Raw genomic sequence first — 12,140 nt, 5'->3', positions numbered from 1 at the left:
ACACCTAGTATCTTCTTTATCAGTCTTTTTCAAAGATTGATAAATTGTTGCTAAGTCTCCGGGATTCAAAACAATTACTTGAACTCCTTTGTTTAGTATTGATTTTGCAATTCTAAAAGATTGAGATCCTGCTTCCAGGCCTACGATATCGTTCGACGTTAACCATTTTAATAAATTGTTAATTCCGCTTTCCGTTGTGCTGAATTGTCGACGTTCGAGCGAGTTCTCCGAATTGATTCGAACTACCTCTAAACTTTTTTTACCACAATCAATTCCTACATACTTGACTTCTTGACTGTTCATTTCTTTTCTCCTAAAATGACAGAGGCGGAAGGTCTTAACAAAGCCGGGTGATATCACCAGCACTCCTATTCGCGGTCGACTTTGTTTAAGCCGCCACACTTTGGTTTGCGGTGGCCGATTTAGATTCATCTATGGGTCGGGGTCTAAACCCCAAGGGAGCGATCAATCTGCCACCGGCCTTCTTGACTCCGTCGAATCAAGAATATCACACTTCGAACTGCCTTACGTCCAAGAATCATACTAATCTATGGGTCGTTCGTAACTCAATCTCACTCCCTATGGGTCGTTCGTAACTCAATCTCACTCCCTATGGGTCGTTCGTAACTCAATCTCACTCCCTATGGGTCGTTCGTAACTCAATCTCACTCCCTATGGGTCGTTCGTAACTCAATCTCACTCCCTATGGGTCGTTCGATAGGTCGCGTTGTGGGTTAATTATGATCGTGAGTCGGTTGCGACTTCTAACAAATCAAACTAAAGACCTTTTAGCAAACGATTTGCAAAAACCATCGGATGAACCGTAAAAATCGCCCTTTGAAAAAATCTACCTTCTAAAAACTGACTTTTCAAAAAAAATCGTTTTCCACCAACCTGAATGAATTTGGAATCAAACGAATCCTCCTCCATCTCATTCTCGATTCGAAATCGAATTTCTTTATTCAAAATTTTGAATATTTGTTCCTTGGAAGAACTCTTCCACTGAAATTCGTTTGGAAATAAATTTCGCTCCTGCAACCAAAGAGGAAGATTCTTTTTTTCTAATTTAGAAGGAAAAAACGTACCCAAATAATACGACTCCGGATTTTCCAAGTCCACGCTCTTATCCGATGTTTCTCTGAGATAACCTTGTGCGTAAAGATCGCAAAATGCAAGTTCGGGGGAATAAGATTCTTCATAAAATTCCTGTTTGGAAAAGGAGGCCGCTCTTGCGGCGACAAAACGGAGTTTGATTTTTTTGGAACCGCCGAACGGAATCCAAGAAAACGGAAGCGACGATTTCCATTCCTCCCAAGGAAAGAATTCTTCCCAAAGAATCATAGAATGAAGATACAATCGATACGGATTGGGAGAAGCTGCAGCGATTAAATCCGGAAAAATTTCGATCGGAATCGTATCGGATTCCTTTTTAGAAAAAAGTTTTTTCCAAGGTTTCTCGTTTAAAGTATGTAAGGATTTGTGTAAGAGTTTCCAAATCCGGTATTTTGTTTGTTCCGGAAATCCGGAATGAAGTTTTTGTTTGATCCGAACCTTTTTCTTTCCGCCCGCAAACGCGGTCATATCCACTTCTAAATCGGAAGTAAAACGAGGAGGGATTCCGTTTTCCAAAGGAAGTTTGGTTTCATAAAGAAGGTGTTGAACGTCTCTCGGATCTACGACTTGTTCTTTGGTAAATTCTTGATGGAGGATCGGAAGAAGACGACGTTCGATTCGGATTTTTCTACTTTGAAAGAAAGGGAGAATATTGACCTTCCAGATGTGATCCAACCAGAGTTGAAAGTTTGTAACGGCGGGTCTGAACATCGGTAATGGGTCGGAATGGTATTTTTTTTGTAGGCTCCAAATTCTCCACTGAAAAAAGAAAAAGTCATTCAAAATCCTTCCTAAACGCCAGAAAATCGGCGGAAAGGTTGACAGAGAAAGGGATCGATCAATTCTGTCCTTACTATGGCGAGAAGATGTGAAGTAACCGGGAAAGGCACCGTCTCTGGGAACAACGTTTCCCATTCCCACATTAAAACAAGAAGAACCTGGAAGATAAATCTGATCAAAAAAAGAATCTTTTTGGAAGATGAAAACCGTTGGGTTACGGTTCGTCTTTCTACCAGAGCGCTTCGCACTCTGAGAAAAAAAGGAATTAAGGCTGCCATCAAAGATAACGGTGGATCCTTGGGCGTTCTTGCTCCGAAAAAATACGCAGGAATTGCAAAACAGGCCCCTAAAAAAGCCTGATCCTGCGTTTCTAAAGTGGTTTTCCCGAATCTTTTCTCTCTTAAGAAAAGAATTCGGGGAGGTCGTAACTCCTCTTCATTTTCAAAAAGACTATGAACTCGCGATTGCCGTAATTCTCAGCGCGCAATGCACGGACGAACGAGTCAATCAAGTCACTCCGGCTCTTTTCAAAACCTTTTCCACCTTAGAATCCTTTGCGAATGCTAACGTTCTCGAACTCGAAAAATTAATCTTTTCCACGGGTTTTTATCACAATAAGGCAAAGTCCATTCAGGGTTTTGCAAAGAAATTATTAAACGACTTTGACGGTGAACTTCCCAAAACAATTGAGGAACTCATCACACTTCCCGGATTCGGTCGTAAAACTGCAAACGTAGTTTTGTCCGAGGTTCACGGACTTGTGGAAGGAATCGTGGTCGATACACACGTCAATCGGATTTCGAAAGTTCTCGGACTGACTACAAAAAGCGATCCCGTCCAAGTGGAAAAAGACCTGATGGCGCTTCTTCCCGAAAAGTATTGGAGAGATATTTCCTTGTATTTGATCTTTTTAGGAAGGAAAAGTTGTAAGGCGTATCGAAGATTTTGTGAAGAATGTATATTAAAAAAGGATTGTCCATCGTCCTCGGTCGTTAAAGGAGCGTAGAATATTATGGAAGTGTTTATCGATCAAAAGTTGGAAGGAATGGAACTCGCGACTCAACATATCGTGATGTCCAGGGATCTCAATCAACACGGTTTTCTTTTCGGCGGTCAGATGCTCGCGTGGATCGACGAAGGTTGCGCGATGTATGTCATGGAAAAAATCCGCTATTCCAATATCGTCACAGTGAGTATGGCCGACGTGGTTTTTAAAAGCCCCGGACTTCTCGGAGATATCATTCAGATTTTTTCCAAAATCGACAAAATAGGAAACAGTTCGATCACGATTCGTAATACTTCCATCGGCAAAAGCCAGAGTAGAAAAGAACTCAAAGAAATCATCGATTGCAAGATTACTTATGTTTGTCTGGATGAAAAAGGGAAGCCGTTTCCTTATTTTCGAGATCATTTCGAACTTCAGGATCTGAAGTAATTTTTATGGCTTCTCGTTTTCCCGTTTCGGTCGAAAAAGAATCCAAACTTTTAGAACTCATGGAAGTTCTTCAAGTGAAGGAAGACGAACTCGAAGAAAGTTTTACGAGAAGCGGCGGAAAAGGCGGACAAAACGTAAACAAGGTTTCCACAGCGGTTCATCTCAAACACATACCCACGGGAATCGAAGTCAAATGTTCTCTTTATAGAACCCAAGGTCTCAATCGTTATAAAGCGAGAGCCATTCTCTGTGAAAAAATTCAGGAATGGAATCGTAAAACTCAAGGAACCGTAAGCGAGGATCGGAAAAAAGCGATTCGCAACCGACAGAAAGATGCGAAGCGGAAGAAGGAAAAGTATTCCAGAAAGAATCAAAATTCTTCTTCCCTTCTTTCCACTGAGAACGAAAGTTTAGAAGGTGAATCGGAAAACCCCGAAAGTTTAAACGAAGAATGAATGTCTTTGAATCGATGTCGGAACTCCGACAAGTTTATTTAAGATTCAAGTGCCTTGTGAATCGATTATCGCGAACCTCGGGCGTCTAAAGAACGATACGCGATGTTAGAACTTTGTCTGTGCCTTACCACCGATACCTAATTTCTAAAACCTAAAACCTAATACCTAAAACCTAATACCTAAAACCTATGCCTGAAATTCTCAATCATACTCTGATTCTGGAAAAGATCAAAAACTTAGGAGCCTCTCCTGGTTGTTATCTTTGGAAGTCCCAAAAAGGCGAGGTTTTATACGTAGGTAAGGCTAAAAATTTAGACAAACGAGTCCGCAGTTATCTCAAAGAAAATCATCCCGACGTAAAAACCAAAGTGTTACAAAGGGAAATTTTCGACCTCGACTGGATCGCCACCGGAACGGAAAAAGAAGCTCTGATCTTAGAAGCGACTCTCATCAAAAAACACAATCCGCGTTTTAACGTCCGTCTCAAGGACGACAAAAAATATCCGTATATCTGCGTATCTTTGTCGGAAGTCTTTCCGATGGTTTATATCACAAGAAAACTCAAGGACAACGGAGATCGTTATTTCGGTCCGTATTCGGACGTGCGTTCCACGAGAGAAACGTTAGACATCATCTTAAGAATTTTTCCGGTTCGTAAAACGAGACAGGTCCTTCCGTTGCCGAAACCCAGAAGACCTTGTTTGAATTTCGACATGGGACGTTGTCTCGGTCCTTGCCAGGGAACAATTCCGGTAGAAGATTATAAAGTTGTAATAGATCAGGTTGTTCAATTTTTGGAGGGAAAAAAAGAATCTCTCGCGAGCGACCTGAGTATCAAGATGGCCGGGGCATCCGATCGGATGGATTTTGAAAAGGCGGCTCGTTATAGGGATATGCTCCAGAGAATTCAAAACTTTCGAGAAAAACAAACCGTGGTCAGCATAGAAGGTGGAGACGAGGACGTAATCGGTTTTGCAAGAAAACAAGACGAAGGTCAGGTCGTTCTCCTCGAAGTGCGGGGCGGAAGATTGGAAACGAAAAAATCGTTTCCGGTTCAAGGGGTTTTGGACGCGGAGGATTCGGAAATCATCGGAGCTTTTTTTAGGGATTATTATTTAAACGCAGCCTTGGTTCCCCCTTCGATTTTTATTCCAACGGATATCAAAGAAGAAGTTTCTACGGTTATGGATGTGCTTCAGGAAAAAACGGGTTTCAGACCCAAACTCAAATCCCCTCGAAGCGGAGACAAACGTTCTCTTTTGAAAATTGCGGAGAAGAACGCCGAGCTGAGTCTTACCGAAAGAATGCTTGCGACTCACTATAAAGATCAAACCGCTTCTTTGAAGGAAATCCAAGAAATGTTTTCCTTGGAACGTCCTCCTCATATCATCGAGTGTTACGATATCAGTCACTTTCAAGGTTCGCAACCGGTCGCGAGCGGTGTGATGTTTGTGGAAGGAAAGCCGTTCAAACAAGGATATAGAAAGTATAATATGCGCGGCTACGAGGGAATCAACGATCCCGGAATGATCCACGAAGTGATCTCCAGACGTTTGCAAAGAATTATCAACGAGGAAGGAGTATTTCCGGATCTCATCGTGATCGACGGAGGACCGACCCAGTTGACCAAGGCTTGCGAGGCCGCGGTGGAAGCGGGGGCCGAAGGAATTCCGATGGTCGGCCTTGCCAAAAAACGAGAGGAAATTTATTTTCCCGGAGACAACGAACCCTTTATCTTTGATATGAATTCTCCCGGAATGAAACTTTTGCGTCATCTCAGAGACGAGGCCCATCGGTTCGGAGTTACCCATCATAGAAGTCGGAGAAACAAGGAAACGATGCGCTCTCTCATCCAAGAAGTTCCCGATATCGGTTTTAAAAGAAGCAAGCTGCTCCTCCGACACTTTTCGGGTGAAAAGAAAATCGAAGACGCGACTAAGAAAGAACTCCTTGCGATTCCCGGAATCGGAGAAAATCTCGCCGAAAAAATTCTCGGACAACTTCAAAAAAAAGAATAAAATTCAAAACGTGCCGCATGTTTCCGGAACCGTATCGGGTGGAGGGAAACATGACACTCAAATCCGTTTTCGCTACGGCGCTCCTTCTTTTTGGGCTCGATTCCTGTCGCGGGAAAGGAAATTCAACCTTTCTTTTTCCGATCACAAACGCGGGAGAATTCAAACTTTTTTACGAACCGATGAACACGGTGGTTTCGGAGAGTGAGGTCTTTGAAGAATGGAAAGACCCGAGCGTTAAAATCCGAACGGCTCCCGGAATCGTCTGTTTATTCGGTGGAACCGTTTCCGTATTCGGAATTACGGTTTGTTTTCCGGATCCGAACGGAAATGTTAATTTAGAAATCCAGAATATTCTAAAATTTTGGAATACTCATTTTGAATCCAGGACGGATCCTACTTTTTTCGACTTTTCCATTAACGGACAGGCGAGCGTAAAAATCCAACAGAACGCGGATCTTCTGGAAGATATAAACGAGGATTGGTTTGTTCTTTCCGGTTCGAAAGAATTGGATCGAATGCTCAAAAAGGAAAAGTTTCCGGAAGTAAACTGGGTCAGCGTTTTTTCCGAGAACTCGATCGTAAGACCGCATTCCACGAATGCGTTTACCGGTTTTAGCATTCTGGCAACGAGCGGAAAAATCCGAATTCTATTTTCTTCGGGAGATTTTCTTTCTTCTAAAAACACTCTTGTCGTGGAGATTCCGGGTGACGCGTCGATTCTTTCCGAATTTTTTTTGGAAATTCAAAAACAAAATCTTAGGATTACGAGCCTTTGTAAATCCGATCTTCCGATTCTGAGCGAGGTTTTCGGTGGAACCGAGTCTTCGATCGGAAGATTTTTGGAATGGAACAATCCCGGAAAAGATCCGATTTGTTTTCAAGATCTCGAGTTGACGACGAACTCGGGAACATATCCTCTTTTCGTCGGGCCTCAATTTTTGATTCCGGGGGAATCGATTCTCAAAGTGGAAACGGGGAGCGTCCTGTCCGGACTCGATTCCGCCGCTCCTTGGTTGGATTTGAAGAAAAAAGGAAATTGGATTTTCAAGTCCAAGGATCGGGAACGTGTTTATGAAAATTCCGAAAAAACTTTTTTAGAGGGAGGAAGATATTATTCTTCAGAGGGCAATTTTTATTCCCTCTGTTCCGACTTTTTTCTTTCTAAGAGTTTAGAACGTTTTTGTATGAGTCCCGGCTTTGCGGCTCGAAGTCAAGTTGCAACTTCAAGAGAGGACGTTCCAAACTCATTGTCCTTTTGCGACGCGGATTCCTTTCAAATCGAAGAGGCGAATTTTACGGGTTTGTATCTGGACGGAAAAATCGATTCGAAACAGAAGTTTATCGATTTAGAATATTCGGGAAATCAAATCTGCAATCCGAACTCCTTATCTTTGGAAAACGACGGAAAGGAAATCCCGGTTTGGTTGGAATCCCGATCCTTAAAGCCCGGAGATATTCTTACTTTGGGGAAACGGGATTTTTTCCGGGAAAATTTCGAGGTCTCCGTATCTTCTTTGAAGGATTTTGAATTCGGAAAATCCATTCTGTTGAAGGATCGGGTTGCAAAAAAAATCAGAACTCTTTCGAGCGATTTTTTGGAAACTCCGGTTTTGACAAGAACGGACGGTTCCGTCGTTTCCCTCTTGTTTAGAGAAAACGTATGGACAACACATCCGATATCCATTTCACAAACTCTTTCGCCCGAAATTCAAAATTCTCATTTTATGAATCCCGGAAGAAAAACGGATCTTTCGGATTCTTATTGGAAAGGTTTTACGGAGATTTCCGAAATTTCCTGGATGGGTTCGTACGACGGAACGGTGTCTGTGAGCGCGGATCGTTTTATCGAAATCGATTCCGCTTCCGTAACTTCTAAAATTCTGGAAATTCTTTCGGGAAACAAAAGTTATCGATTCATTCTACCTTTGAAACCGGGCAAGAATGTGTTGTCCATCGGTAGGTTGGTTTGTTTTCCCAAGGTCGAGACCTGGATCGTTCCCGAGTTGAGTTTGGGAAGTACGGGAAAAGTCCGAGTTTTATCCGCGGACGGAAATGCGGAAAACGATTGGGTCTATTGGGATTCCCAGGGTAGGATGGGCATCAATTCCGTTTCGCAAAAGTTAAGAAGATCCGCCGCCCGAATCCGAACCTTGTCCGGTGCGAACGTTTGGAAGAACAGCGCGTTTTCCGAGTTTTCTTTCAGAAAAACAAGTTGTACCGGAACACAGGCAAGTCCGGAACTGGAAAATTCCAGTCTCCCATTTTTTCAGAAGGAATATTCAGAAAATTTAAATTCCCTTTCGGATCCTTGGATCAGTTTTAACTTGGATCGAAGGAATACAAACGTCAACTCGTTCGATGTTTTTACGTTCCAGCCGAACGGTTCCGTTCGAATTTCGACTTCCCCCTTCTTAAATTTATGGAGCGATCTGTCTCATGGAATTTTAGGATCCTTGAATATTCGAAAAGAAGTATTGAATTATCTCGTTCCCGTCGGAGGCGAGGAACTTGTCGGGATTCCCGGTTCTTCCGGAGTTTTGATTTCGGCCGTGTATCCAAATCCGTCCGTGTCTACGAACGAATGGTTTACGATCTGCAACCGAGGCGCCGCGCCTGCGGATGTTCGCAGTTTGGAAATTCGAGACAGTTCCGCTTCCGATCGTTTGGTGGAATATTCCTTTCGTTTTGGAATCAATCCTCCGGCGGGTTGGACGAATACCAATCCGAATCTATTCGGTTGGTCTTTTGCGGATCGTTTTTTAAATCCGGGAGAATGCGGTTACGTTCTTTCTCCGAATTTTAAAAACGAATCCGTTCCGTTTCATTCCTATACGTTTCGAAAAGTGTTTACGATCGATAAGACGACTACGATCGGTAACGGAATCGGTAAAAACGAAGGACTGGATCTCTTTCAGGAAATTCAAGGTAACTTCGTTCACATTCACAGCTATGGAAATCAATTTTCTCCGTTTCCATTTCAGATCGACGCCGATACGGACGATCTGATTCTTCTCAAACCAAATCGTTCCGGCGATTCTTCCGCCGACTATGAAATCGAAAAGAAGGGAAGTTTATGAAGAAACTTTTCGTATATTCCTGTTTTATAATATTCTTACCGGTTTCCGCTTCCGAAAAAAATAACGGTTGGACGAAAGTCTCCTGGACGGGCTGGGGATTGGCGGCAAGTCAAAAAACCCCCGGTCTTTCCCAATCAAAAGAAGATCGGGTCTATAAAGAGTTACGAATCAATTCTTCTTTGTTCCACGCAGAAATCGACCAAGGTCTGGAAACGTCCCGTTTGAACCTAAAGTTACAGGCGGATTTAGCGACTTCAAGCGAATCCAAACTTTCCTTCTTTGCGGGAAAAAATTTATTTTTAGAATTTAAAAAGGAGAACGTTTCTTTGATCGTAGGTAGGATCGGGGAAGAAATAAAAACGTCCGCGTTCACCGATTGGATGGATGGAACGGATGGAATTACGATCAAATCGAATTTCGGCGATCTCGGACGCGTTCGTTTCGATCTTTTTGACTTTTATTCGGGTTATTCCCTTTTTGAAAAGAACGGGTTTAAGAATACGATTTTAAACACGAAAAAATTTCAATTCGATTCCGAAAAGGGAAGTTCCTCCTCCGACGTTAATTCGGAAAAAGTAGAAATTGCAATATCCGATATATTCAAAAATCGTTATCGAGGTGGAGTGAGTTATCGTTACGATTTTCCCTTTTTGGAAACCGGGTTTCGTTTTCAATATCTCAATCTTCAAAACTGGGGAAGATATACGAACGATTTAATTTCGGAGACGGAAAACGTTTCTTCCGGGGATCGGGATTATCTCACTCATTCTAGGCTGGAACTGAAGCTGAAGGTTTCTTGGTTTTATTGTTTTTTTTCCGGAATTTTGGCGAGAGGTCAGGATAAAACCGGTTGGAATCGAATACGAAACGCAAACTCGATTCCCGTCACGGGAGAAGCCGTTTTGATTTCGCTCGGGACCGTTCGAAATTCTTGGAAGTTCGACGTTTTCGGTTTTCTTCCCGATCGAGATAAAAGAAGCCAGAACGGGGAAGTGTTGGAACTCGGTTTTATCGGAATGGGCGCTTCTCCATCTCCCGTCTTCAGTACGAATCAGAGTTTGGATTTTTATCCTTCCGCTTGGATTACGGACCGAGGTTTGGAAAAACAATCCGGAATTCAAGGCGGAAAACGACAGTCCGCTTGGACCGGAATCAATTTAGAATATCATGAATCTCTCATTCGATTTCGTTTGTACGCCGCCTCTTACTTTTTTCTTTCCGACACGAAAGGAAATTCGGGCGCGCTTACGACTTCCAGGGATGGTTTTCAAAAAGGTTATCTTAAGGAAGTTCTGATCCAAACTCTGATTTATTTTCCTTCCGAAAACACGAAGTTTGATTTTTCCTATTGTAGAGTTTCCTTGGGAGGTTCTTGGAGCGATTCGGATAACACAAAAAAGGAGTATTTTTTTCAAATCGTTTCGGGAGTCGTTTTATGAGAAAAATTTCGAACGATTCCATCCTGCTTCTTCCGTGTATCCGCTTTTTTCTCCCGTGTATTTTATTTTTGACGACTTGTTCCCATGGACAAGAATCCGAATTTTTTTGGTTGGAATGGGGAAGAACGCGTAAAGTGGAAACTTATTTTTCGTATCCGGGACGTTACGTTCCTACTTTCAAAAAAAGGAATGTACGGGATACGATTTTAGGGCTTATGGAAAACGCGGAATTTTCGATCGATCTTTGGATTTATTCTTTCGAGGATTCGGAAATCATGGACGTTTTAAAAAAAGCGAATGCAAGAGGAGTAACGATTCGAATTGTGGCCGATCCCGAAAAGGATTATCCGGACGAATTGAAAAACCTCGGTATGTTTCGGAGATGGGAAAGATCCGGTTTACAACATTCTAAAATACTCATAGTCGATCGTAAGAAGGTATTTTTGGGTTCCGGAAATTTTACTTGGTACGGTCTAGAAAACGATCTGAACGGTTACGTTTCCTTCGAGCTGTTCGACTCCGAAATAAAGGACTTTTATTCCTTTTTGGAAGAAGACATGGGGATTCCTTCGCTTAACATTCCTCCGTTTCAATTTTACATTTCTCCCGAAAAGGGAAGATTGATTCAAAATTTGATTTTGAGAGAAGTCGATCGCGCGCAAAACGACATTCTATATTTGATCTTCGATCATTTCGATTCCGTTCTGACGTCCAGGTTTGTTTTGGCGGATCATCGAGGCGTCAATGTGAACGGTATCTACGATTCTCCCGTGGATCAGGAAGGAAAGGTTCTTGCCGACGTTTTGAAAAATCCCGTCTCCACGATCGCGGGGGATGGAAATGAAGAGGTGATCGCAACGGATTCTTTCGGTAAGGGCGGGCTTTTGCACCATAAAACGATGATCGTGGACGGTAAAACCTTGATTTCCGGTTCGTATAATTTTTCGATCAGTGCGAGGGACAATAATCGGGAGATTCTTTTTAAAACAAACGATCCGTTTTTGGTCGACGCTTACACAAAAGAATGGGAACGAGTTCGCGATACTGCGATTGTCTACAGACCGATTCCGTTTCGACCGGAAGAGATTTCGCATAACGTAACCTTCGGCTATTCCGAAAATTCAATTCCGGTCGGAATCGAACAAACGATTTGTAGAACCGATAGGATTGAGGAGGAAGAATCTTTCTACTTAGAATCGGGGAAAACGTTTTTGACCTCGATCTTGGAATATACTTTTCTTCCGACGGAGTCCTGCAAAGAAGTTTCGGATTTTACGTCGTCTAGCAGCGGTTTTACGGGAAAAAGAACGAATCATCCGGTCAAAACGAAACATTTTAGAGAAAACGGGATCCTGAGGACAAAAGACGGGAAAGTTTTGTTGGCGTCGACAACGAACGACTTTCAAGTTGATTTTGAACACAAACCCGTATATTTATTTATGCCCGAGTTTTATTCCGTTCAATCGGGAAATTTATTTTTTCCGCAAGAACTGACCGAATGGAAAAGTCCTATTTCCATTCTCCTCTATCAAAGGGGAAACGGTCCGTCTAAAATCCCTTGGAGTACATCGGGAAATCATCTTTCGGCGGTTCCTCATTCGACCGAGGGAATGATTTTTTTGGAATACGAGTCGTCCTTTTTTGCGTTTTGTTTTCATGAATATTCAAAAAAAGGAATGGAGTATACGGAATTGATCCAAGAAATTTTATCTTACAGAGAGAGTGTTCTTTCTCCTAAAATCAACTTTCCAACCGAAACGATTCCGATCGAAAGCGTAAGAAAATTCGGAACGTATTGTTATCGATATTGAACGGACATCGTT

At 42.5% G+C, this 12,140-nt stretch carries 10 protein-coding genes; 8 read left to right on the top strand and 2 right to left on the bottom strand.

Going from position 1 to position 12,140, the window contains the following annotated elements:
- Both LEP1GSC060_RS04865 and LEP1GSC060_RS04860 read right to left on the bottom strand, forming a co-directional pair.
- Positions 1–303: IS110 family transposase (locus LEP1GSC060_RS04865; protein ID WP_002996914.1), on the bottom strand; the 303-nt coding region annotated here is incomplete at its 3' end.
- A gap of 474 nt (positions 304–777) precedes the next feature.
- A complete protein-coding gene (locus LEP1GSC060_RS04860) occupies positions 778–1,824 on the bottom strand; it encodes a hypothetical protein (RefSeq protein WP_036095376.1) in 1,047 nt (348 codons plus the stop codon).
- 144 nt (positions 1,825–1,968) lie between these two features.
- On the opposite strand from LEP1GSC060_RS04860, the gene rpmB reads away from it, so the two are divergent.
- The 8 genes from rpmB to LEP1GSC060_RS04820 all read left to right on the top strand — a co-directional run bounded on the left by rpmB (position 1,969) and on the right by LEP1GSC060_RS04820 (position 12,128).
- Positions 1,969–2,253 (top strand): 50S ribosomal protein L28, encoded by a 285-nt coding sequence (gene rpmB, locus LEP1GSC060_RS04855; RefSeq protein WP_002996976.1) that lies wholly within the window; start codon positions 1,969–1,971, stop codon positions 2,251–2,253.
- Positions 2,201–2,899 (top strand): endonuclease III domain-containing protein, encoded by a 699-nt coding sequence (locus LEP1GSC060_RS04850; protein WP_036095375.1) that lies wholly within the window; start codon positions 2,201–2,203, stop codon positions 2,897–2,899. The genes rpmB and LEP1GSC060_RS04850 overlap by 53 nt, the downstream gene beginning before the upstream one ends.
- A gap of 6 nt (positions 2,900–2,905) precedes the next feature.
- On the top strand, positions 2,906–3,328 hold the full coding sequence (locus tag LEP1GSC060_RS04845) for an acyl-CoA thioesterase (protein WP_002996946.1): 423 nt from the start codon (positions 2,906–2,908) through the stop codon (positions 3,326–3,328).
- Positions 3,329–3,333: 5 nt separating this feature from the next.
- A complete protein-coding gene (locus LEP1GSC060_RS04840; RefSeq protein ID WP_002996985.1) occupies positions 3,334–3,783 on the top strand; it encodes a peptide chain release factor family protein in 450 nt (149 codons plus the stop codon).
- A gap of 188 nt (positions 3,784–3,971) precedes the next feature.
- Positions 3,972–5,801 (top strand): excinuclease ABC subunit UvrC, encoded by a 1,830-nt coding sequence (gene uvrC / locus LEP1GSC060_RS04835; protein ID WP_002996934.1) that lies wholly within the window; start codon positions 3,972–3,974, stop codon positions 5,799–5,801.
- Positions 5,802–5,851: 50 nt separating this feature from the next.
- A complete protein-coding gene (locus LEP1GSC060_RS04830) occupies positions 5,852–8,878 on the top strand; it encodes an LIC11755 family lipoprotein (RefSeq protein ID WP_196221628.1) in 3,027 nt (1,008 codons plus the stop codon).
- Positions 8,875–10,317, top strand: coding sequence for an LA_2168 family protein (locus tag LEP1GSC060_RS04825; RefSeq protein ID WP_002997024.1), 1,443 nt, complete (start codon positions 8,875–8,877; stop codon positions 10,315–10,317). The genes LEP1GSC060_RS04830 and LEP1GSC060_RS04825 overlap by 4 nt, the downstream gene beginning before the upstream one ends.
- A complete protein-coding gene (locus tag LEP1GSC060_RS04820) occupies positions 10,314–12,128 on the top strand; it encodes a phospholipase D-like domain-containing protein (protein ID WP_002996964.1) in 1,815 nt (604 codons plus the stop codon). Before LEP1GSC060_RS04825 ends, LEP1GSC060_RS04820 begins: the two co-directional genes overlap by 4 nt.
- Positions 12,129–12,140 lie beyond the last annotated feature (12 nt).

Origin of the sequence: Leptospira weilii serovar Ranarum str. ICFT, assembly GCF_000332415.1 — a bacterium.
In the GTDB taxonomy this organism is placed as follows: Bacteria; Spirochaetota; Leptospiria; order Leptospirales; family Leptospiraceae; genus Leptospira; species Leptospira weilii_A.
The sequence above is the reverse complement of the archived record's forward strand: the minus strand, read 5'-3'. Positions and strand labels throughout refer to the sequence as shown.

Bases quoted from the DNA above. Each gene is read 5' to 3' on its own strand.
- LEP1GSC060_RS04860 (WP_036095376.1), bottom strand. From the start codon at position 1,824: ATGTTCAGACCCGCCGTTACAAACTTTCAACTCTGGTTGGATCACATC.
- rpmB (WP_002996976.1), top strand. From the start codon at position 1,969: ATGGCGAGAAGATGTGAAGTAACCGGGAAAGGCACCGTCTCTGGGAAC.
- LEP1GSC060_RS04845 (WP_002996946.1), top strand. From the start codon at position 2,906: ATGGAAGTGTTTATCGATCAAAAGTTGGAAGGAATGGAACTCGCGACT.
- LEP1GSC060_RS04840 (WP_002996985.1), top strand. From the start codon at position 3,334: ATGGCTTCTCGTTTTCCCGTTTCGGTCGAAAAAGAATCCAAACTTTTA.
- uvrC (WP_002996934.1), top strand. From the start codon at position 3,972: ATGCCTGAAATTCTCAATCATACTCTGATTCTGGAAAAGATCAAAAAC.
- LEP1GSC060_RS04830 (WP_196221628.1), top strand. From the start codon at position 5,852: ATGACACTCAAATCCGTTTTCGCTACGGCGCTCCTTCTTTTTGGGCTC.
- LEP1GSC060_RS04825 (WP_002997024.1), top strand. From the start codon at position 8,875: ATGAAGAAACTTTTCGTATATTCCTGTTTTATAATATTCTTACCGGTT.
- LEP1GSC060_RS04820 (WP_002996964.1), top strand. From the start codon at position 10,314: ATGAGAAAAATTTCGAACGATTCCATCCTGCTTCTTCCGTGTATCCGC.